Annotated in this window: 21 protein-coding genes; 7 read left to right on the top strand and 14 right to left on the bottom strand. The window is 65.4% G+C overall.

Going from position 1 to position 20,441, the window contains the following annotated elements; all coding sequences use genetic code 11:
- Positions 1 to 8: 8 nt before the first annotated feature.
- The 9 genes from RT655_RS15965 to RT655_RS15925 form a co-directional block, all read right to left on the bottom strand.
- Positions 9 to 905: an SDR family NAD(P)-dependent oxidoreductase gene (locus RT655_RS15965; protein WP_313538595.1), complete on the bottom strand. Its 897-nt coding sequence runs from the start codon at positions 903 to 905 to the stop codon at positions 9 to 11.
- A 72-nt stretch (positions 906 to 977) separates the two neighbouring features.
- The gene (locus RT655_RS15960) at positions 978 to 1,595 is read right to left on the bottom strand and encodes a TetR/AcrR family transcriptional regulator (RefSeq protein WP_409530287.1); all 618 of its coding nucleotides are present in this window, start codon (positions 1,593 to 1,595) and stop codon (positions 978 to 980) included.
- A gap of 92 nt (positions 1,596 to 1,687) precedes the next feature.
- Entirely contained in the window at positions 1,688 to 3,268 is a 1,581-nt protein-coding gene (locus tag RT655_RS15955; protein WP_313538592.1) for an AMP-binding protein, read from the bottom strand.
- Entirely contained in the window at positions 3,265 to 4,893 is a 1,629-nt protein-coding gene (locus RT655_RS15950; protein ID WP_313538590.1) for a carboxylesterase family protein, read from the bottom strand. The genes RT655_RS15955 and RT655_RS15950 overlap by 4 nt, the downstream gene beginning before the upstream one ends.
- The gene (locus RT655_RS15945; protein WP_313538589.1) at positions 4,890 to 6,203 is read right to left on the bottom strand and encodes an MFS transporter; all 1,314 of its coding nucleotides are present in this window, start codon (positions 6,201 to 6,203) and stop codon (positions 4,890 to 4,892) included. Before RT655_RS15945 ends, RT655_RS15950 begins: the two co-directional genes overlap by 4 nt.
- 1 nt (position 6,204) lies before the next feature.
- Positions 6,205 to 8,514, bottom strand: a complete 2,310-nt coding sequence (locus RT655_RS15940) for a TonB-dependent receptor (RefSeq protein WP_313538587.1) — start codon at positions 8,512 to 8,514, stop codon at positions 6,205 to 6,207.
- A 549-nt stretch (positions 8,515 to 9,063) separates the two neighbouring features.
- Positions 9,064 to 9,537, bottom strand: coding sequence for an NAD(P)H-dependent oxidoreductase (locus RT655_RS15935; protein WP_313539125.1), 474 nt, complete (start codon positions 9,535 to 9,537; stop codon positions 9,064 to 9,066).
- Between the two features lie 117 nt (positions 9,538 to 9,654).
- On the bottom strand, positions 9,655 to 10,035 hold the full coding sequence (locus tag RT655_RS15930; protein WP_313538585.1) for a glyoxalase superfamily protein: 381 nt from the start codon (positions 10,033 to 10,035) through the stop codon (positions 9,655 to 9,657).
- Between the two features lie 197 nt (positions 10,036 to 10,232).
- Positions 10,233 to 10,946 carry a hypothetical protein gene (locus tag RT655_RS15925; protein ID WP_313538583.1) on the bottom strand — a complete coding sequence of 238 codons (714 nt, stop codon included), beginning with the start codon at positions 10,944 to 10,946 and terminating at the stop codon, positions 10,233 to 10,235.
- Between the two features lie 146 nt (positions 10,947 to 11,092).
- On the opposite strand from RT655_RS15925, the gene RT655_RS15920 reads away from it, so the two are divergent.
- The 6 genes from RT655_RS15920 to RT655_RS15895 all read left to right on the top strand — a co-directional run bounded on the left by RT655_RS15920 (position 11,093) and on the right by RT655_RS15895 (position 15,930).
- Positions 11,093 to 11,869, top strand: coding sequence for an SDR family oxidoreductase (locus tag RT655_RS15920; RefSeq protein WP_313538582.1), 777 nt, complete (start codon positions 11,093 to 11,095; stop codon positions 11,867 to 11,869).
- Position 11,870: 1 nt separating this feature from the next.
- Entirely contained in the window at positions 11,871 to 12,776 is a 906-nt protein-coding gene (locus RT655_RS15915) for a glycosidase (RefSeq protein ID WP_313538580.1), read from the top strand.
- Positions 12,777 to 12,952: 176 nt separating this feature from the next.
- Positions 12,953 to 13,972, top strand: coding sequence for a sensor domain-containing diguanylate cyclase (locus RT655_RS15910; RefSeq protein WP_313538578.1), 1,020 nt, complete (start codon positions 12,953 to 12,955; stop codon positions 13,970 to 13,972).
- Between the two features lie 545 nt (positions 13,973 to 14,517).
- The gene (locus RT655_RS15905; RefSeq protein ID WP_313538576.1) at positions 14,518 to 14,805 is read left to right on the top strand and encodes a hypothetical protein; all 288 of its coding nucleotides are present in this window, start codon (positions 14,518 to 14,520) and stop codon (positions 14,803 to 14,805) included.
- A gap of 181 nt (positions 14,806 to 14,986) precedes the next feature.
- Positions 14,987 to 15,217, top strand: coding sequence for a hypothetical protein (locus RT655_RS15900; RefSeq protein ID WP_313538574.1), 231 nt, complete (start codon positions 14,987 to 14,989; stop codon positions 15,215 to 15,217).
- A gap of 461 nt (positions 15,218 to 15,678) precedes the next feature.
- On the top strand, positions 15,679 to 15,930 hold the full coding sequence (locus tag RT655_RS15895) for a hypothetical protein (protein WP_313538573.1): 252 nt from the start codon (positions 15,679 to 15,681) through the stop codon (positions 15,928 to 15,930).
- A gap of 21 nt (positions 15,931 to 15,951) precedes the next feature.
- Here RT655_RS15895 and RT655_RS15890 read toward each other — a convergent pair whose 3' ends face one another.
- The 5 genes from RT655_RS15890 to RT655_RS15870 form a co-directional block, all read right to left on the bottom strand.
- Complete coding sequence (locus RT655_RS15890; RefSeq protein WP_313538571.1) at positions 15,952 to 16,323, bottom strand: UrcA family protein; 372 nt, start codon at positions 16,321 to 16,323, stop codon at positions 15,952 to 15,954.
- A gap of 97 nt (positions 16,324 to 16,420) precedes the next feature.
- Complete coding sequence (locus RT655_RS15885; RefSeq protein WP_313538569.1) at positions 16,421 to 16,936, bottom strand: hypothetical protein; 516 nt, start codon at positions 16,934 to 16,936, stop codon at positions 16,421 to 16,423.
- A 145-nt stretch (positions 16,937 to 17,081) separates the two neighbouring features.
- A complete protein-coding gene (locus RT655_RS15880) occupies positions 17,082 to 17,726 on the bottom strand; it encodes a hypothetical protein (protein ID WP_313538567.1) in 645 nt (214 codons plus the stop codon).
- Positions 17,723 to 17,995, bottom strand: a complete 273-nt coding sequence (locus tag RT655_RS15875; RefSeq protein ID WP_313538565.1) for a PadR family transcriptional regulator — start codon at positions 17,993 to 17,995, stop codon at positions 17,723 to 17,725. Before RT655_RS15875 ends, RT655_RS15880 begins: the two co-directional genes overlap by 4 nt.
- Positions 17,996 to 18,083: 88 nt before the next feature.
- The gene (locus RT655_RS15870; RefSeq protein ID WP_313538564.1) at positions 18,084 to 19,589 is read right to left on the bottom strand and encodes a serine hydrolase domain-containing protein; all 1,506 of its coding nucleotides are present in this window, start codon (positions 19,587 to 19,589) and stop codon (positions 18,084 to 18,086) included.
- 396 nt (positions 19,590 to 19,985) lie between these two features.
- Here RT655_RS15870 and RT655_RS15865 point away from each other — a divergent pair, with 396 nt between their 5' ends.
- Complete coding sequence (locus RT655_RS15865; RefSeq protein WP_313538562.1) at positions 19,986 to 20,441, top strand: excisionase family DNA-binding protein; 456 nt, start codon at positions 19,986 to 19,988, stop codon at positions 20,439 to 20,441.

The following is a 20,441-nucleotide window of genomic DNA, read 5'->3' as shown; positions in this document are numbered from 1 at the left end:
GGGCCCGGTCAGCGAGCGGCCGCTGCGGCAACATCCCGCGCATAGCCAGCCGCTTCCACTTCGCGCTCCGCTTGCAGGAACCCATAGCTGGGCACGCATTCGCCGTCGCGCCGCGTGACCTCATCCCAGTTCCGAACAACCGCCAAGCCCGCCGCATCGCCACTGCCGACCTGAATGCCCTGAGTGAGGGTGACATGCGCTGCCGCGAAATGGCCGGCACCCGCGCAGAGGATCGTGCGGCTGGGCGCATCCTCGCCGACCAGCGCAAGCAGACCGGGGCTCACCAGCGCTGGATCGAGCAGCTGCAGACTTTCCTCGGATAGCACGCCATGCGTCATCTGCGTTGCCGCAGTGGGCGCCAGCGCGTTGACCCGAATGCCGTATTTCTCGCCTTCGATCGCCAGCGTCTGCATCAGCCCGACCAGCGCCATTTTGGCAGCGCCATAGTTCGCCTGCCCGAAATTGCCGTAGAGCCCCGAAGACGAGGTCGTCATGACGATCCGGCCGTGCCGCTGTGCCCGCATCGGCTCCCACACCGCCTTGGAGCAGATCGCAGCACCCATCAGGTGCACATCAACGACCAGCCTGAACTCGTCCATCGACATCTTGGCGAAGCTCTTGTCGCGGAGGATGCCCGCGTTGTTTACCAGAATGTCGATCCGGCCCCAGCGCCCGAGCGCCGCGCCGACCATTGCCGAGACGGCATCCTCGTCGGTAACCGAGGCGGCGACGGCCAGTGCCTGGCCTCCCGCCGCCTCGATCTCAGCCGCGACCCGAGCGGCATTCGGTTCGGAAACATCGTTGACGACGAGCCTGGCGCCCTGCCGCGCGAGGTACAGTGCATGTTCGCGGCCCAGGCCTCCACCGGCGCCGGTTACGATCGCCACACGATCCGCAAGCATCATGATTATCCCCTCTCCTGTTGCAGCGAGGCTATCCCACCACACGTTCGCTAACAAGAGAGTGAATGATAGATTTCAGCCGCGCTTGCAAATCTTCAGGAAGCCGGCAGCCATGAATGACGCCATCCGCTCCTTCACCGCCACGAAATCATCGGACTTGCACAGCCCGTGCGACAGCTTGTCAATGCGGCCGGTCCGCGCCAGCGTGAGCATCAGCGCACCGGTGACGAAATGATAGCCCCAGAAGATGTTTTCCTCGGCGCAGTCGGGCAACGCCTGCTTGAGCAAGCCGATCAGGCGCAGCACCACCGGATCAAAATGCTCGTCCATCAACTCGGCACCCCATTCCGGGGTGTTGGCGACCTGGGCACCCAGCGCGGCATAGTTCTTCCACGCCTCGCCGCCCTCGATGTACAGGTCGAGATCGGTATCGAGGAAGGCACGCAGCGCCCCCTCCACGCTGGGCTTGCCCGCGCATTCGGCTTCGTAGCGGTCCAGCGCCTGCATTCGCCGCTCGCTGGTGACGGCGGCACGGCGCGCGAATACCGCGTGGAACAGCTTGGCTTTGTCCTCGAAATAATAGTTGAGCAGCGTGTGGTGGACGCCGACCCGCTTGGCGACGTCCTTCAGCGTGACTCCGTAAAGCCCGTGCTTGGAGAAGAGATATTCGGCCGCGTCGAGGATCTGCTCCATCGTTTCGGCGCGCTGCTCCGCTTTCTTCGAGCGGCGGGGGGCTTTGACATTCTCTTGCACGCGAATGTCTCTCCCGCGTGCGTGCGCGGGCGTCAAGCCATGCCGAACTCCGCGCGCAGCCGGATCTTGTCGATCTTGCCCGTCGGCGCGAGCGGCATGGCGGCGAGCCGGATCACCGCATCGGGGATCCACCACGAGGCAACCCTACCCTTGAGCGGCGCCAGCAGCGCTTCATCGCTGACCGCCTGCTCGCCGCGCATCTCTACCAGCAGGATCGGGCGCTCGCCCCATTTGGGATCTGGACGCCCGATCACCGCCGCCAGGGACACCTGCGGCAGGGCACCGACCACGGCTTCGATTTCGGCGGGATTGATCCATTCGCCGCCCGACTTGATCAGATCCTTGGCGCGCCCGGTGATTTGCAGATTGCCGCCCGCGTCGAGCCGAGCGAGATCCCCCGTCGCGAACCAGCCGTCGGCATCCAGCGCGGAGTCCGGCTCGCCGAAATAGCGCGCGATCACTGCAGCGCCGCGGACCCGCAGATGGCCTTCGCCGCCGTGTTGGTCCGGCAGCGCATGGCCCTGCGCATCGGTGAGCAGCAGGTCGACTCCGATGGCCGGCTTGCCTGAAAGCGCCGCGGCCCGGGCCGGGTCGCGCGGCACGGCAACGGTGCCGGAGGGGGAGAGCTCGGTCATGCCCCAGCTGGTCTGCACCTCCACCCCTAGCCCCGCCTCGATCCGCGCCATCAGCGCCGGCGCAAGCGGCGCCCCGCCGACGATGACACGCTCAAGCGACGGCAGGTCTTCGCCGCTCGCTTCCAGATGCTCGAGCAGGCCGAGCCAGACCGTGGGCACGCCCACCCCGACGGTCACCTGCTCCCCGGCGATCAGCCGAGTGAGGCTCGCACCGTCGGTCCAGCGTCCGGGCAGCACCAGCTTGCCGCCCGCCGCCGGCACCGCGAACGGCAGCCCCCAGGCATTGGCGTGGAACATCGGCACCACGGCCAGCACCGTGTCCCTCCCCGAAATCGCCATCACGTCCACCTGCAGCAGCCGCAGCGTGTGCAGGAAGCTCGATCGGTGCGTGTACGTCACCCCCTTGGGCGCGCCGGTGGTGCCCGAGGTGAAGCATAGCCCGGAAGGCACCGTCTCGTCGAAATCGCCCCACGGGACATCCCGCTCGACGCCTGCCAGCATGGGTGCCAGCGGAACCACAGGCTGCTCGTCCGCGGCAGCCACGCCAGCCTCGCCGTCGATCACCCAGATCCGCTCGATCGGCGCCAAGGCCGCGATGCGGCGGGCGAGCGGCACCAGATCTGCGCTGGCGACGAGCAGCCGCGCCTCCGACTGGACGAGCATTGCCGCAAGCTGCTCGGCGGTCAGGCGGGGATTGAGCGTGTGGCACACCGCGCCCATGCCCATCACCGCGTACCAGGTTTCGACATGTGCTTGGCTGTTCCACGCGAGCGTCGCCACCCGGACGCCGAGGCCGACCCCGTGCCCGGCGAGCAGCGCGGAGATCGCGCGCGCACGCTCGCGCAGAGCGGCGTAGCCGATGCGATCGACGCCGCCGGCCACCGCCGTCACGACCTCCGCGTGCGGGTGCCATTTGGCGGCATGGTCCAGGAACTTGTCGAGCGTGAGCGCGAAGTCCTGCATGCTTCCGTCGATCATCGGCACCCTGCAACCTTGGCCAGGACCGGAGAGATAACCCCCGTGTTCCAGTTCCACGGCTGATTGCCGGCGGCGCGGCGGCGGCAGACGCTCGCCTCGTGCAGCGCGAACATGCCGGGAAAGAGCTTGGTGCGCGCCTGCGGCACCTGCGCGAACGCCATATAGTTCGCCTCCTTGCCATAGGGCAGCCAGCCGGCCTGGCCCGCGGCGTTGGGCGCGCCGGTCCTCGCGAACGACGTCCAATATCCGAGCATCGCGTCCGACATTCGCCGTTCGGCCAAGGTGTCCGGCACCTTCGGCCATAGCGGCGGCGTACCCCCGGCAGTGCCGAACACATAGGGCAGCTCGGACGCGTGGAAGGCGTGCAGCCCATTCTCGTCGGCCGCAGGATAGCCGTGATCGAAGAAATAGAGATAGCCGGGCTGGCCGATGGCGGTCTGGCCGATCGCCAGCCGCGTCGAGGTCCAGCCATAGAGCGCGTCGCGCGTCGCCGCGAGCATGCTCTCGCCGATCGTCGCCGCCGGGTAGAGGCGGAGGAACGGATCGGCGAGATCGCCATAGCGGCTGCGGATCGCGGCCGCATAGGCGTCCGCATCCGCGGGCGCCGGCGGCAACAGCGCGCGGAGCGAGCGGATCTCGCCGGCGTTGAACCCGGCGATCAGCGGCACCGGCGCCTGCTCGCCGCGATCCCAGGTCTCGACGAGCTGGCGCGTCAGCAGCTTGCCGTCCACCGTTCCCCAGGAGCCATAGCCCTTGGCCGCCGCGAGCGCGGTGAGCTTCTCCGCATCCATCGCGCGCAGGGCCGCCAGATCGCTCGCGCCGAGCGCCTGCTGGATCTGGCTTCCCGCGGTTTCGGCCGCCGGCATCCCGAAGCGGGCGGTCTTCAACTCGGGCGCGGAGATCATATAGGCGCTCTGCGCGATCGCCTTGTGGAACAGGCCGCGCGCGGCGGGGCTCGCCATGAGGTACATCACGCTGAGCCCACCCGCGGACTCGCCTGCAATTGTGACGTTGCCGGGATCGCCGCCGAACGCAGTAATGTTGCGCCGGACCCAGCGCAGCGCGGCGATCTGATCGAGCAGGCCGTAGTTGCCGGATATGCCCTCGCCCGACTCGGCACTCAGCGCCGGGTGCGCGAGATAGCCGAGAATGCCCAGCCGATAGTTGATCGAGACCAGGATCACGCCGCGCGCCGCGATGCGCGCGCCGTCGTACATCGCCGCATGGCCATAGCCGGAGACGAGTGCGCCGCCATGGATCCACACCATCACCGGCAGCTTCGCGGCATGCTGGGGTGCCCAGATGTTGAGCGTCAGGCAATCCTCGTCCATCCGCCCGGGCGGATCGGTGTAAATGCCGGCTGCCTGCGGGCGGGGCTGCACGCAAGCCGCACCGAACGTCGTGGCCTTGCGTACGCCTTGCCACGCAGGAAGCTCGACGGGCGGTCGCCAGCGCAGCTTGCCCACCCGCGGCTGGGTATAAGGCACCCCGCGGAAGACCCGCAGACCGCCTTCCTGGCTCCCCTGCACCACGCCGGCCGGCGCCGCGACGGTCGGCGCCTGCGCCCAAGCGGCGGGCGCCGTGACAAGTGCGGCCAGGAGCGCGGCCCGATAAATGCGTCTCATGCTGGACTCCGGCGAGGATTGGAATGCGCGCCGCGCAGCAGCCGTGCGAGCCACAGGAACAGCGCGATCGCGATCAGATAAAAGGGCGTCAGCGTGAACAGCGCGGCCTGGAGATGGTCGGTCTGGCCGTGCTGCTTGAACCAGTCGCTGGCGAAGCCGACCCAGGTCGGCCCCAGCCCCAGCCCGATGAAGTTCATCACCAGCAGCAGCAGCGCGCCCGACAGCACCCGCTGGTTTGGCTGCACTTCCTCCTGCACCAACGCCACCGAGGCGCTGAGGTAGAAATAGTTGAAGACCATCACCACGCCGAGCAACAGCAGCGCCAGCGGCCAGTCCGGTGCCCAGAGGAAGGCGATGTAGAAGGGCATCGCGACGGCGAGCGACAGCGCCGGCGCCGTCGCATAGCCGGTCCGCGACCGGCGCGTCATGCGGTCCACCACCCAGCCCGAAAGCACCATGCCGCCGCCCATGCCGATCGCGAGCACCAGCGCGTACCAGACGGCAACCTCGCTAAGCGCCATGCCCTTTTCGCGCATCAGGAACAGGACCGAGAAGTTTCCCAGCCCATAGGTGACGAACTGAGTCGCACCGCTGCCCAGCGATGCCAGCAGCAGCACCGGGTTCGAGAAGAACATGCGCAGCGTCGGCCAGAAAGGCGCCTTGCCCATCGACGTCCGCACCGGATCGGTGGCGCCCCGCTCGGGTTCGCGGAGCAGCAACCGCACGAGTAGCGCCGTAACGATCCCCACCCCGCCGATGACGATGAAGGGGGCGCGCCAGTCGAACCGTGCCGCCACGGCCGCGCCGAACGCCACCCCGATCGCTGCGCCGATCGCCGGCCCCAGATTGTAGATCCCGAACGCGCTGGCGCGCCGCCCGGGCGGGAAGGTGTCGGTGATGATGGCGTAGGAGGGCGGCACCCCACCCGCTTCCCCGAAGCCCACCAGCATGCGCGCCGCGACCAGTTGCCCGTAATTCACCGCCAAGCCGCAGGCGAGCGTCGCCCCGCTCCAAACCGCGCAGGCGAGCGACAGCACCGTGACCCGGTTGCTGCGGTCCGCCAGCCAGCCGACTGGAATGGCGATGAAGCAGTAGAACATCGCGAAGTACAGTCCGCCGATAAGCCCCAGCTGGCCGTCGCTCACCTGCAGCGCATCCTGGATCGGCTTGGCGAGGATGCCGATCAGTTGCCGGTCGAGAAAGTTCAGCACATAGACGAAGGTCAGCGCAGCCAGCACCAGGCGCGGCCGCGGTGCGGCGGCGCGCCCGGTTTCTGGTGGGATGTCGAGGCTATCCGGAACCGCCGCCATCTCAGATGCCGTAGCCGAGACGGATGCCGACGGTACGTGGCCGCAGCGTGCCGAAGCGGCTGACCAGGAACGCCTCCGGATGGATGTAGACGACCGAGTGGTCGTCGAACACATTCTCCACATAGAGCTGCGCCGACCAGCTGCGCCGCTTCACGCCGAAGCTGATATTGGTGTTCACATACTCGTCGGTCTTGCCGAACGTGGACAGCCGCACGTTGGGAAGGCCGGGCGTATTCGGGAAAGAACTGTTGTACGAGCCGACATACTGGGCATTGACCGCGAAGGTGCCCTTCACGTCCTTGCCGAGGTCCACGCCGTAGGAAAGGAACAGCGCGCCCTGGAGGCGCGGCGCGGAGAGCTGGTGGCCGAGCACGGCACCGGAAATCGCCGCTTCGGCCGCGCTCAGCTTGGTGATCTTGGCATCGTTATACGCCGCGTTCAGGCCGATGAAGACGTCCTTGGCGGGAACGACGCCCATCTCCAGCTCGACACCCTTGCTGCGTGCGGCGCCGATATTGGTGGCGAACTGCACCGAATCCGAGACGCGATTGGCCTGGGCCTGGATGTTGCTCCAGTCGATCAAATAGGCCGCCGCGTTGATCGTCACGAGGCCGTTGAGGAACCGCGCCTTGGCCCCGACCTCGTAGCTCTTCAGGTCGTCCGACGACGCGCCCGCCGGGATGATGATGTCCCTGGGATCGACCAGACTTAGGCGGCCGGCGAACGCATTGACGATCGGCGCGCGAAAGCCGGTGGAGAAGGTCGCATAGGTCGTCAGCGCGTCGTCGGGCTTGTAGGAGACGCTTGCCTTCCACGACGGCTTGGAGCCGGTCGCCTTCACGCCCGCCACCGCAGCATAGGGGGTGAAAGTGTTGAAGTTCACCGGGATGCCGAGCAGCGCATAGGTGTAGTAATTCTGCCCGAAGGCGGTAGCGAGATATCCGCCAGCTTCGGTGAACCCCTGCGCGGAAATCCGGCCGTAGCGCATGCCGCCGGTTACCCAGAGCTTGTTCGAGAAACGGTAGGTCAGCTCGCCAAACCCCGCCAGCTCCTCATTGATCTGATGGGTATACTGCTTCTGATAATATTGGTCCGGCAACCCGGTGAGACCGCGCGCGGCGAGGAAGGCCAGCGACGAGCGGTAGAAATAATCCACGTCGCGCCGGCGGTGCAGGTAGAAGCCCCCGACGACGAACTGGAACGGGCCGTCGAGCGTGGACGCCAGCCGCGCTTCCTGGACGAACACCTTGTCATAGCCGTTCGCATCGAGCCCGAAGGCGATCGGCGCGCCGGGGTAGATCGCCTGTTTCGGGAATGTGCCGGCGAGGTCGAGCCAGAAGCGCTGGTCGAATTTCGAATAGGTCGACGAACTGGTCAGCTTGGCGAAATCGAACGCATATTCCAGCGTCGCGTTGAGCACCGTCTGCTTGCCGGTGAAGCGATCTGGCTGATCGGAGACGCGCTTCTCGCGACCGAGCGAGGGACTGGTGAGCGACGAATCCTTGGGATCGCTGTCCTCGTATGAACCGAGCAGCCGCACCGACAGGCGGTCGCTCGGCTTCCACAGCGCGATCAGGCGCCCACCCCAGTCGATCAGCGTGTTCGAATTGTGGACGCCGGTCCCGACATTGTCGAGATAGCCTTCCTCGTGCCGGTAGAAGCCGACGCCACGCACCGCTAGCCGGTCATGCACCACCGGCACGTTGAGCATCAGATTGTAGCGCTGGCGCAGCGAATCCGGCCCGGTGAGCCCCAGGTCCGCCAGTGCGGAGGCGTCGAAGCTGGTGAGGTTCGGGCTCTTGGTGAGGATGCGCATCGCACCCGAGAGGGAGCCCGATCCAAACAGCGTTCCCTGCGGACCGCGCAAGAATTCGACGCGCTCGACATCGAACAGGTTCGGATCGACCACCGTCGTGTTGCCGATCGTCGAGACCGGAAGCTCGTCGATATAGACGGCGACAGAGCTCTGGAGATTGGCGTTGTAGCCGTTGGTAGCGATGCCGCGTGCGGTGAAGTTGTTGAAGTTCTGCGTTGGCCGGTTGAGCACGACACCCGGCGTTTCGCGCGCGATCCCTTCGAACCCGACGATACCCTTCTGCGTCAGCTCTTCCTGCTGGAACGCTGTGATGCTCAGCGGCACATCCTGGATACGTTCCTCGCGCCGCGTGGCTGTGACGACGATGTCGTTGCCATGATCCTGACCGGCGGTCTGGTCGGGCCGCGTCGGCGGCTCCGTTGTCTGCGCTGCGACGGGGGTCGCGCTCGCGATGGTTGCGGCGGCACAAGCCGACGCAAATGCTGTTGCCCGCATGCTCTCTCTCCCAGCGTACCAGTCGCGCATGGCGCCGGTATCGCTGAAGAATGTGCAGCCAAAGCTGCATGCTGTCAACATTCACTATCGCGCGTGTGAACATCTGGCACAATGTGAGGCTTTTCGGCCCTGCGGTGATGTCCTTGGCTCTCTCCCAACGGCAGTTGCGGTCCGGATCGGCCGTTCGTGAGGACGGGAGCGAACGACTTTCCTGGTCGCGAGCCCACCTTCTGACGATTGGGGTTAACAGGCCCGAGGAAGCGTCGCCGCCACGAGGCGGACTGAAGGATGCTCCAACATCCAGCCTTTCGTTAGGCGGATCGGGCGCGCCCTGATGACAGCCTCTCCCGGAGGCGTGGAGTTGTGTGATAGCCGATCATGTTGGCGGCGCAGCTGCCAGCGTCCCCAATCCTAGTCAGCTTCAGCTGCCTCCGCCGCAATCGCGGCAATCCCCTGGTCGACGCCGTATTTCCAGAAGAGCCTGTCGGTGAGCACAGCGTCCGACTCTGGTCCGCCCTTCTCGGCGGACCAGAGCGGCCGGACTCGAAACTACGCAGCCGTGGCGATTGTTGCCCGTTCAAGCCTGCTCGCTTGGGCGAGCGCGCCATCGATCGCAACGCGGCGCGCATCTTCACCACGGCCGATACCTTCCGCGACGATCACCTCCACCTCCGCGCCAACAAAGCTGAAGACGGAGCGGAGCAGCGTTTGGGCATATTCGTACGCCGCATAGGGGGAGCCCGCGCTATAAACATTGCCGCGAGCGAGGGCGATGATCACGCGTTTCCCCTGCGCAAGTCCTACGGGGCCATTCTCACCGTAGCCGAACGTCTTGCCGCGCACTGCGATGCGATCAATCCAGGACTTGAGCTGGCTGGGAATGGAAAAATTGTAGAAGCCGGCGCCGATTACCACGATGTCAGCTTCGAGGAACTGCTGCACGTCCTCTCCCTGGTCCAGCGCCGCGAAGGTATCGAGCGTCAGATGGGGGAGCGGTTCAGCGACAAGATCGCGGTAGGTGATGTCGACAAGCGACGGCTCCTCATGCGCGATTGGAGTGCGTTCTGTATGAAGGCGAGTGTTGAAACGGGCGGGAAGCAGATGGAAGCTGGCGAATTTTGACGACGCTGGCGCTGACCATCAGGAAAGCCACTCCCCCACATCGATCCGATTTCCATCAGGATCGGCAAAGACGAAGGCGCGCTGTCCATATTCCTTTTCCGCCAACCGCTTGATGATCCTCACCCCAGCCTCCTCACACAGTGCGTACAAAGCTGCCGCATCGCTGACGAACATGTGCATGACGTTTACAGTCGAGGCCTTGTGGTCAGGCTTTCGGCTAAGATGGACCTCGGCATCGTCTTTCTTCAGCACCATGAAGCCGACGGGATCTCCGTTCTCGAACACCTTCTCGAAGCCAAGTAGGTGCACGTAGAAGTCGTGTGCGATCTCGATGTCCCGCACGCAGATTCCTGGGGCGGTACGGCCGAATGTGATGTCGGCTACAGCGGACGACGTCATGCTTTTCTTCCTCGTAGGCAGCGGCGGCGGTGCGCGTGCCGGTTCAGGAGCGGTGTCCGAACCATGCGCCTGCGGCCAACTGACGGGTCTGTCAATCGTGTCGCGGCGGCTGCAAGGCCAGCGAGCAGCAGGAAATAGGTGCGGTGTTGTTCTGAGGGCTCCCCTCGTGAAGCGGCAACCGACACGATGCGTCACATTCAACTGCCCGCTGATCCGCGGACCTTCACGTCGCTGAAATGCGCTTCCGTCCCCGGACCAACCCAGAGTGCCACAGCGCCTTTCGCTCCGGCACCGTGTTTGAGGTCCTCGACGATCAGGGTCGGCTGTTCGGTGCCGTCGACGTATAGCCGGGCGTGGCTTCCCGCCACGGCGATGCGCACCCGCGTCCACCGGCCAGGCTCGAGATCGACATAGGTCTCGTACTTGCCAGGGGTTTCGGCGCGCAGTCGCTCCCAGGGATAATCGGGGTGCGAGATGTACTGGACCGCATGGTTGCGGCGCAACTGGTCCTCGGCCCTGCCGTTGGTCGGGCGCAGATAGATGGCTTCCAGCCTAGTTTCGTCCTGCACGCGGAAGGCCAGTCCGACGAACCCTCGCGCCGTGGCACTTGCCGTGGCCAGGGGGGCGCCGCTGATCCAGGCTTCGATGACGCCGTCGCCGAAGGCCGGCGTGTCCAGCATCACCAGTCGGTCAGGACCCGCGACATTCTCCAGGGCGATGGCACGCAGGGCAGCGCGGCCCTTATAGGTCGTTTGCGCCGTCTCGACGCCAATTGCGCGGATCGTACCATGCTCCAGTCCTGTCCGACCGGGGACCGTTCGCGCGGCAAAGGACGGTAGCGGCGCGGCGCACACCATCGTCATGGCGGCGCCCCCGAGCACGGCTCGACGGCTCAGCGGATTGTCCTGCATCGCGGCCTTTTCCTTGTGACATCTCGCAGCCTGCATCCGTAGCGCGTGGCGGCACGAACCCCAAGCGTCGGGTGGCGCTCCCGCGTGCATGCGTCGCGTGAACCTCTCGACTCCATCCTCGTTGACGCATCTGATCGGAGGATCCCATGGATGTACTGGAAGGCCGTGTCGCGCTGGTAACGGGTGGGGAGTCCGGCATCGGCGCTGCCTGTGCGGCGGCGCTGGCGGCGGCAGGTGCGGATGTCGCCATCTTGTACCACCAGGATGCGGCGGCGGCGGAGGGCGTTTGCGCCACGGTGCGGGCCACCGGACGGCGCGCCATCGCCCTTCAGGCGGATGTCGGGTGCGAGGACCAGGTAGCGGGGGTGTTTGCCAGCGTCCTGGAAAAGCTCGGCCTGGTCGACCTCCTGGTGAACTCCGCGGGCGTCAACATGCGCGGTGTCGCCGTTGCCGACATGGATCTGGACCATTGGCGGCAAACCATCAGCACCGATCTGACGGGTGCCTTCCTCACCTCTCGGGCATTGGTGCGCGGGTTGCGCGAGGCCGGAAAGCCGGGTCGCATCGTGAACATCAGTTCGATCCATGCCACCGCGGTGCGCGAGGGCGGCGCGGATTATTGCGCGGCCAAGGCGGGACTGGACAATCTCACCAGAACGATGGCGATCGAATGTGCGCCGCTCGGCATCGGGGTGAATGCGATCGCCCCCGGCATGGTCCTGACGCCGATGAACGCGAAGGCCGAACGCGACCCATCCTATCGGGCCGAGGCCGAGAAGCACATCCCCTGGGGGCGCGCCGGTCGTCCCGACGAAGTGGCCGATCTCGCCGTCTATCTCTGCTCGAAACGGGCTGAGTATATCACGGGCACGATCGTCACCATCGACGGCGGGCTGATCCTCGAACAAGCGCTGGGCGCCTGACATGGCGCAGCTCGACTTCAACGTGGAAAAGATCGAACCCGTGATTCTCCACGGCTCGGACGCACTGACGCAGCGGGACCTGATGAGCCCCTATGTCTGGAAGGTTCGCGGCCGGCATCCCTATGCGATGATGGTCCGCGCGGTGCCGAAGATGGGCGAGGAAGGCGACACCGGGACGATCTGGTACGCCTCCAGCAAGGATGGCCTGACCTTCACTGCCACCGATACACCCGCGCTCGTCCCGGGCCCGGCTGTCGAGGATGCCGGCGGTTGCGAGGACCCCACGGTGGTCGCGCTGCCGGACGGCAGCTACGTGGTCTATTATACCGGCGTGGACGCGGCGCGCGCGCACGGCGAACTGCTCTATGCCACCGGGCCGAGCATGGATCGGCTGGAGAAGCGTGGGGTCGCCATGGCCTCCACCCCGTCGCAGGGGAATGTGAAGGAGGCGACCGTCGATCGTACCCAGCAAGGCGGATGGCGGCTGTTCTACGAATATGCCGCGCATAATGCCTCGCTGATCGGTCTCGCCACTGCGCCGGGCGCCGCGGGCCCCTGGCACCATGATCGGCAGCCGTTCGCGCCCAGGAGCGATGCATGGGACGACTTCCATCTTTCCACCGGCCCGCTGCTCACCGACGACAAGGCGCAGCCGGTGATGTTCTACAACGGCGCGACCCAGGATGCGCGCTGGCGGATCGGATGGATCGCGTTCGATGCCGAATATACGCGCATCACGGATCGCTGCATCGAACCGCTGATCGCACCGCCGCCGTCGCCCAACAGGATGGATACCGACATCGCCTTCGCCGCGTCGGTGGTTCTGGAAGACGGGCGCATCTGGCTCTATTTCTCGCGCGCCGACCGCGCATTGTTCCGCGCTACCATCCGGCGCTTCTCGAGCTAAGCTCCCGCGTCCCGCGCGTGCCGCTCAGTTGCCCAGCAGCCCCCTCAAACCCTTGTTGCGTGGTTTCGCGCATTCCACCATGGGAACCGCAGCGCGGTGGCGCTGTCCGACTGAGACAGCGCAAGCAGTTACATTTCTACAACTTCGATAGGACATATCGGAAAAATCGGCGGCAATTGCTGCTGCCCATGCATCTTATGGATAAGGGTTGTATGCCGCAGAAGCATCCTCGTCGCGTAGAGGACGAGATGGAGCCCCCGATAGCACGGGCGCGGTTGAATCCGGGCAGCGAGGACGCCGTGTATCGAACGCTTCTCGAATCCACGCGCGCCATTCCCTGGAAGATCGACTGGAGCACGATGCGCTTCGCCTATATCGGGCCGCAGATCGAGAGCCTCCTGGGCTGGCCGCAAGACAGCTGGATCTCGGTCGAGGACTGGTCTTCGCGCATCCATCCGGAAGATCGCGATCATGTCGTCAACTATTGTGTCGCCCAGTCGATCGCCGGTATCGATCACGAAGCGGATTATCGCGCACTCACGCCCGATCGCGGCTTTGTGTGGATCCGCGACGTCGTGCACGTCGTCCGCAATGCCGCGGGCGAGGTGGAGAGCCTGATCGGCTTCATGTTCGACATCAGCGAACGGAAGCGGATCGAGCACGAGTTGCTGAGGATGCAGCAGAAGCTGGAAGCGCTGTCCTTCGAAGATGGCCTGACCCGTATCGCCAACCGGCGCCGGTTCGATGAACGCCTGGAGGCTTGCTGGGACGATGCACGCCGCAGCGGGCGTCCCCTATCGATGATCCTCCTCGATATCGATCACTTCAAGGGTTTCAACGATCGTTATGGTCATCTGTATGGCGATGAATGCCTCGTTGCCGTCGCCGAAGCGCTGAAGAAGGTGGGACGGGAGAAGGACGTGGTTGCCCGCTACGGAGGAGAGGAGTTCGTCCTCCTCCTGCCGGACACGGATGAAAGCGCCGCGATCGAAATAGCCCGACGCTGCCGCAGCACCATCGAAGCGCTTGGGATAGCCAACGCGTCTTCGGATTGCAGTCCGTTCGTTACCGCCAGCCTCGGGGTTGGGACCGCCCTGCCCGCAAAGGACCAGGATGCGCGGGGCTTCTGCGAGAGCGTCGATCGCCTGCTCTATGGCGCCAAGCAGAACGGGCGGAATCAGCTTCTCGCCGGCTGATAACGCTGTGGAGCGCTGCTGAATCCAGCCTGCTAAATGGACGATTTAGTTCGCATGTCACGCCATTCCAATCGCGAGAAAGACCCATCGGCTTGGGGAGGACGCGTGTCACCAATCGGCCGCCGGATTGCGAACTGAGGGGTGATCTCGGGGCTCTCCCGCGAGCCAGAGCAGCCCATCACTGTCATCGGCGCGCAGCGGTGAAGAGAGGTTTTCGACGAGCCGAGGCGGACTAGTAGAAATGCGATATCGATCAATATCATGCGTTGTTCGATGGAGGCTCGATCAGCGTTAGCCGGGGTTGGGGCTTTGAGCAGATCACAGCACAGTGCAGAGGATATTCGGGACGAGCTGGAGCGGGTAGCCGCCAGCCTCAGCGCCAGGGGCGAGGATCTGGAGTTGGGCTTCCATCTCCCGCGGCCCGCCGCGCCGGACTGGCCGTTCCCGCATAACTGGGACGTGGCTGTTGCCGTGCCCGACGGGCTCGAGGATCTGGCGTTCCGAACCATCGACGAAGTCGCTGCGCGTTGGGATCTGCAACAGAGGTGAACGGGCCCGATGTCGTCCGGCGGTGCGCCGGCACGCTCACCTTTCAGATGCCCCTCGGGCATCCGGTCTGGTCCTATGCCGACGAGGCGTCCGGTCGCCTCGTGGACGTCGAGGTCGAGGTCCGCGCGCTGCTGCGGCTGAGCTATGCGGGATCCGCGAAATACGCAACGACGCCCACCCTTGTCGGCAACCGACACGTCGTCGAGCAGGTAGCGCGAGGCATCATTGACCGGGAGGGTCCGAGCTTTGTTCAGCCGGTGCGGGTGACGGTGCGAGACGTTTGACCTCGGCCGGTGCGGTGCACGAGGCAAACGAGCAGAACGAGCGACGCAAGTCTGGATAGGTGTGCCTATCCGGTAACTTACGCGATTCCCCTAAGTGCAGATGGCTCATCGAAGACGCGATACGCACCTCTCTTGCAACAGCAGAGGGAACGCCGTGGGAACTGTCGCTTTTCAGATGCCAATGACGGAGGCACGATGGTTCTACCGGAATCAGGGGGCTTGCCGAAGCGTAGATGTAGAGGTTGAGCATGCCGCGCTGGAGAGGTTGAACCAGTCCGGCACCGGCGACGCACTTCCCCACGCGATCTTCACGGCCAACAGAGCCGCGATTGAACGCGCCGCACTGAACATCATCGATCGCGAAGGTCCGAATTTCGCCGAGCCGATCCAGGTGACCGCCAAGGACGTCTAGCGCTCCCCTATCGGCGCCCGTCATAAATGACTCGGTAGCGGCGGCTCCGACACTCGGAACCGCTACGACCCGCCCCGCGAGGTTCAAGATTGCCGATCCACGAAGGCACTTGGTTCGTGAGGTTACGGCTGACTGCATCACCAGCCTGCTGGGAGCTTCCCGCGTAGAACATGCTGCCGGACAGACTCTGGCGAGTCCCATCTGTCGAAGATGCGGGGGGTCTGAGTATCTGCTCATCAGCACCTAGGTGTACGCGCTCCCGAGACGCGCCACTGCGATAGTTGGCATATTCATGGTCAGCTTCTAATCAATCCGCGGCACGCGGCGGGAATGCAGCAAGTAGTACTACTTCAACGCATTTAAGCATCATGTCGCCGCTAAAGAAGTTGCTGCGTCGCACCATGTCGTATTAACGGACGTTTGGAGCGCCATGTCCATTGTGGACCCGAGGAGACTTCACAATGAATGTGGAAGACGGCGTGGCTGGCCAGGAGATCATCGGGAACGTCGAGCTCGCGCTTGGCGATGGATCTACCGTATCGATATTCCTGAGGGGGCACAATGAACCCGTCTCCGTAGTGCGCGTACACCGCAACGTTGCCACGGTCCGCCTGGAGGGGATGGGAAACGCGGTTCACGATGTGGCCTATAGCGCCATCGCCGGTGCGAAATACGCGCCGCGCGGCGCTGGGATCATCGACGGGGTCGCTTGAGCCGCCAAGTACCCGAGCTCCTTACTTCGCCTTGCCTCCCGTCGAAATTCCGGTCGATCCGCGAACCGAACCCTGCTCTCGACGTCCCGCGCGATATGCCCGTCGGACGTTCGCAGGCATATGCTGGGCCAGCAGAATAGCGGCGGCGCCGGGGCAGTGCCGCCCGCTCGCCAGCCGGGCATCGAACCGCGTATCCGGATCCATCGGGTCGTACGCCTCGCAGAAGGCGATAGCAGCACGGTCGACCCGGCGTACCAGCTTGGCGCGATCGGCCGCCGTATCAAGCCGCAGATCGCGATATGCGACTGTCATGCTGGGCGGGGATGCCATGGCCGACGTGCCGCTGGCGCAAGCCGGCAGCAGCGCGGCGCTGAGGAGCACCAACAACTTCATGATCTTCTCCTGTGCAGATTGGCGTGGATCGCGCCGCAGAGCGGCGACCACGGTTCAGCCTGGCGGGCTCATGCCCCTCGTTGGCGACGCGGCCGGCTCACCGCAGGCGGCGGAAATGGAAGTTTCTGACGAAGGGCGCTCCACCGGCATCTGCCGCCGCAGCAGATTCCGTCATTTCCTTGCCGTCCGATGAGATCGCATAGACCCGTACCGAGCCCAGCACCTTGTTCTTCGTAAGGCTCATGACCAGCACGTTGGATGCGGGCTGGTTGATCGCGGCGCCGTCCGCTTCCGACAGATCGCCTTCGCCTGCCGACGCCGATCCGTCGCGTGCGTAGCGCACCGCCATGTGCCGGACGCTGCCGTCCGGTGCAGTGATGTCGATGGTTGTCCGCCACTGCCCATTGCCGGCATCCTCAAAGGTGTAGAGGACCCGACGGGGCGGCGGACCATAGTTGGCAGGCATCCGGCTGAGGTCGAGTTCCCAGGTTCCCAGGAAGGGGGATCGGCTGGAGGCGGAGTCCGCCGGCGCCGCGACGGCCGGCACGCCCGCCATCAGGAACAAGACTATCGCCGAGCAGCGCAGGGTGGAACGCAGACTTGCCGTTCGCATGCATCTTCTCCTTGCCCCGAAGGTGCGGCGGGGGCTCCGCAGCGACGAACGCGTCGCTTCCCGGCACCGCATGCGGCCACGCGGCCTCGCGCTCCGGGGCGGTGCACCCGAAGACCGTCTTGCATTCAGTCGCGGTGCGACGCGCTTATCGGGCCGGCGTGGGTGCCAGACCGGGCGAGAAATGCGTGTGCCAACGCGCCACGCTGGCGATGATCGCCAGTTCGATCGCCAGCACCCCAACCTGGAGCAGCGCCTGCCGGCCGTCGATGAACAACACGCTCAGGAACGTCACCAGTGTCGCCGATGCCGCCAGGGTCAGGCTGCCCCAGCGGAGTGCTGCCGCCCAATCGCGCTCCAGAACCACCCACGCGATCCGCAGGTGCCCCAGCCCGATCAACAGCTGGAGCAGCGCCAGCGAGGGGATCGCTGCCTGGTAGACGCCGCGCAGCAGGCTCTCCTGCAGCCCGCCGTCGATCAGCGCGCCGCCCAGCCCGTGCCGGCCGGGATAGAGATAGGGCAGCCCGAACAGCGCGCAGCCGATCTGCAGCGCCGCCATCGGCAGCAGCACCCCGATCGCCACGGCATAGCTGGTGAGGACGAATTGTCCTTCCTCGGCCGCGAATAGCCCGCGCCCTGCTGCCAAAAGGCACCCGAACGCGAACTGTACGGGCGCGCCTTCGGCGACCGCCGTTTCAAGCTCCGCTTCCATCGCCATGGCCCAGTCGCGGTTGCGCTCGCCGAGACAAGCGGTCGCCAGGCGGAGCAGTGCGCGTGCGAACAATGCCTTCATGCCAGCGCTCCCTTGAATGGTTGGCCCGGCGCGCTGCCGGCGAGGTCGCGCGCGAGGGCGACGCCTGCCGAGGTCAGGCGGTAGGCGTGGCGCGCGGGGCGCCCAGGCTGGGCGGGCTCGCGCCACTCGGCCTCGACGAGCCCCTGCTCGGTCATCCGCATCAGCAACGGATACAGCGTCCCGGACAACAGGCTGGTGGCCTTCATCAGGTCATAGCCATGTCGCCATTCGCCCTGCGTCTCCGAGAGCGCTTCGAGGAGGCGACACATCTGCTGCGAGGGCTTTCGATTCCGAACCATGGCATCATACCAACATATGTAGATTTAAGAGTCAAGCGCCTGCGCCGTGTTGCTCGGGTCAGCGGTTCTTGCCCGAGGCCGCCGACGCTACGGCCGTCCGGACGAGGCGCATCGGCGGCCCGCCTTCGACGATCGTGAAACTTGCATAGTCCGCATCGAAGGCAATCACCACGCCGAGCGCGTTGGAGAAGAACCGCGTCGGCGACAGCGCCATCAGCCGCTCCGGACTGGGTGCGCCCGCATCGGCGAACAATCCTTCAGGAAGGGCTTCCAGTCGCACCGAAAGTCCTCCGCCCTCGAACCGCCCCGCCGCCTTTGCCAGCACGGCAAGCGGGAGCTGCTTTTCCTGCACCGCGGGCGGCGCGATGTCCGCCCAGCCATAGTCGGTTGCCACCGCGCGGACGACCTCGTCGATCAGCCGCCGGCCCTGACCGCCATTGGTGAGCGCGACAATGCCCTCGCCCTTGCCGGCATAGGCGATCATGTACGACTGGAAGCCTTCGTTGACCCCATCATGTCCGAACCGTTCTGGCGCCGCGGTGTAAAGCTCGACGCCCAAGCCCCAATGGTCTTTGACCGAGCGCAGCATCGCCCGCGCCATCGCTGGGGAAACCCGATGGCCCCGCCGGCCGACGGCCGAAGCCTGCAGGTCGATCAGCATGCGCGCGAGATCTCCGGCGCTCGTCCACAACCCCGCCGGCGCCAACTCGGGATAGACGTGATAGTTGCCGGGCACCGGCTGGCCCGCGACATGGCCGAAGGCGATGTTTGCAAGGATGTCGGCGGACGGCGGCTGCGCGAAGGCGCTCCGCCCCATGTGCAAGGGGCCGAGGAGTTCGCGCTGCGCGAGGTCGGCAAATGGCAGGCCGGTCACATCCTGCAGGGCGAGCTGCGTGAGGACATAGCCACCGCCGGAATATTGGAATTGTGCGCCCGCCGGCAGCACACTGCGCACCGCCATGTTGTTGGCGGGCGCCATGCCATCTAGGATCTGCACCGTCGTCGGCAACGGCGCCCCGGGCAGATAGCCGGCGAAACCATGCAAGCTCAGCCCGGCGGTGTGGCTCAGCAATTGCCGCAGCGTGACACCCTGTGGCGCCAGATGGGCATCGCCGGGGAGGTGCCAGTCGCGCAACGACAGGTTGATGTCGCTGTCGAGCGCCAGTTTGTGCTGCTCCACCATGCGGAGTGCGACGACGGCAGTGGCAACCTTGCTGATCGACGCCGCCTGGAAAGCCGTATCCGGCGTAACGGGCGCGCAGCTGACAGTATCCCGCACGCCCCAGCCGTGGGCCCAGTCGATCCGGCCCCGGTGGATGACCGCGATGCTGATCCCCGGTACGCCATAGAGGCGCATGCGCGCCGCCAGGCTGGACGGAGCTTCCCCCGGCGCACGCACCGGCGGCGTCAGGTTGGTCTCGACAGCGCGGGTGTGGATGTTGCTGCGGCCACCTGCGGCGCCGTCCGGCATCGGGCAAGGCAATGGCGAGGCTTGTGCCATGGCCGGCTCTGCGGCGGCCGTGCCAGCCAGGAAGGCGAGCATCGCGGTCAGTGCGAATGTCATTGTTGCATCTCCAGCGACGTCGATCCGCGGTACGGAGTGCCCGCCCATAAGCTAACGCCTGCGAAGCATTATCGACATATGTAGATTTTAGAGTCAACGGCAGCTGCGTTGACATCGCGCGCCGGTCCGCGGGGTTTCGAGATCCCCGGGAGCAAGTCACGGAACCAAGGGCCCGGCCTGGGCTGATCTACATGGCCAGCATGAGAGCAGCGCGATCTCAATCGCTGCGGCAGATGCCCATCGCTCTCTCTCTCTCTCTCTCTCTCTCTCTCTCTCTCTCTCTCTTTGGCCGCTGGATAGCGTTCGCCCGAGAGGGAACCCATCCCAATTACGAATATTGCGCTTATTGCGTTTAATGCGAATATCGGATAGCGGATCGGCCCCACGGAGAGCCTCATGACCATGCCAGCCTTTGCCGAGGAACTCGGCAGCCGCCTCCCTTCCGCAAGCGAGAAGGCGGCGGCCAATCAGCTTCGTCAGATTCTGGCGTCGCACGCGTCGGGCAATGCGACCCTCAGGGTTCTGGACGATGACAAGACGTCGACCGAGATCACACTGACCCCAGGCCTGTCGCGGCTGCTGATGGAGCTGCTGCGGCACGTTGGCCGCGGCGATGCGGTGACGCTGGTGCCGGTCGGCCAGATGCTGACCACCCAGCAGGCGGCGGACATCCTGAACGTCTCTCGTCCCTTCTTCATTTCGTTGCTGGAGAAGGGCGAGATCGCGTTCGATACCGTAGGCCGGCATCGTCGGATCAAGGCCGAGGATCTGTTCGCCTATAAGCGCGCGCGCGATGACAAGCGCGGGAGCGCGCTCTCGGCGCTCGCCGAGCTGGACGCGGAGCACCTGTAG

The sequence above is a fragment of the Sphingomonas sp. genome (assembly GCF_032114135.1).
Classification (GTDB): Bacteria; Pseudomonadota; Alphaproteobacteria; order Sphingomonadales; family Sphingomonadaceae; genus Sphingomonas.
The sequence above is the reverse complement of the archived record's forward strand: the minus strand, read 5'-3'. Positions and strand labels throughout refer to the sequence as shown.

What these genes read in the sequence shown, in the direction of transcription:
- RT655_RS15950 (WP_313538590.1), bottom strand. Translation starts at nt 4,893, where the DNA reads ATGAGACGCATTTATCGGGCCGCGCTCCTGGCCGCACTTGTCACGGCG.
- RT655_RS15940 (WP_313538587.1), bottom strand. Translation starts at nt 8,514, where the DNA reads ATGCGGGCAACAGCATTTGCGTCGGCTTGTGCCGCCGCAACCATCGCG.
- RT655_RS15925 (WP_313538583.1), bottom strand. Translation starts at nt 10,946, where the DNA reads ATGCAGGACAATCCGCTGAGCCGTCGAGCCGTGCTCGGGGGCGCCGCC.
- RT655_RS15920 (WP_313538582.1), top strand. Translation starts at nt 11,093, where the DNA reads ATGGATGTACTGGAAGGCCGTGTCGCGCTGGTAACGGGTGGGGAGTCC.
- RT655_RS15880 (WP_313538567.1), bottom strand. Translation starts at nt 17,726, where the DNA reads ATGAAGGCATTGTTCGCACGCGCACTGCTCCGCCTGGCGACCGCTTGT.
- RT655_RS15890 (WP_313538571.1), bottom strand. Translation starts at nt 16,323, where the DNA reads ATGAAGTTGTTGGTGCTCCTCAGCGCCGCGCTGCTGCCGGCTTGCGCC.
- RT655_RS15895 (WP_313538573.1), top strand. Translation starts at nt 15,679, where the DNA reads ATGAATGTGGAAGACGGCGTGGCTGGCCAGGAGATCATCGGGAACGTC.
- RT655_RS15955 (WP_313538592.1), bottom strand. Translation starts at nt 3,268, where the DNA reads ATGATCGACGGAAGCATGCAGGACTTCGCGCTCACGCTCGACAAGTTC.
- RT655_RS15885 (WP_313538569.1), bottom strand. Translation starts at nt 16,936, where the DNA reads ATGCGAACGGCAAGTCTGCGTTCCACCCTGCGCTGCTCGGCGATAGTC.
- RT655_RS15945 (WP_313538589.1), bottom strand. Translation starts at nt 6,203, where the DNA reads ATGGCGGCGGTTCCGGATAGCCTCGACATCCCACCAGAAACCGGGCGC.
- RT655_RS15865 (WP_313538562.1), top strand. Translation starts at nt 19,986, where the DNA reads ATGACCATGCCAGCCTTTGCCGAGGAACTCGGCAGCCGCCTCCCTTCC.
- RT655_RS15960 (WP_409530287.1), bottom strand. Translation starts at nt 1,595, where the DNA reads ATGGAGCAGATCCTCGACGCGGCCGAATATCTCTTCTCCAAGCACGGG.
- RT655_RS15930 (WP_313538585.1), bottom strand. Translation starts at nt 10,035, where the DNA reads ATGACGTCGTCCGCTGTAGCCGACATCACATTCGGCCGTACCGCCCCA.
- RT655_RS15915 (WP_313538580.1), top strand. Translation starts at nt 11,871, where the DNA reads ATGGCGCAGCTCGACTTCAACGTGGAAAAGATCGAACCCGTGATTCTC.
- RT655_RS15965 (WP_313538595.1), bottom strand. Translation starts at nt 905, where the DNA reads ATGATGCTTGCGGATCGTGTGGCGATCGTAACCGGCGCCGGTGGAGGC.
- RT655_RS15875 (WP_313538565.1), bottom strand. Translation starts at nt 17,995, where the DNA reads ATGTGTCGCCTCCTCGAAGCGCTCTCGGAGACGCAGGGCGAATGGCGA.
- RT655_RS15900 (WP_313538574.1), top strand. Translation starts at nt 14,987, where the DNA reads ATGACGGAGGCACGATGGTTCTACCGGAATCAGGGGGCTTGCCGAAGC.
- RT655_RS15870 (WP_313538564.1), bottom strand. Translation starts at nt 19,589, where the DNA reads ATGACATTCGCACTGACCGCGATGCTCGCCTTCCTGGCTGGCACGGCC.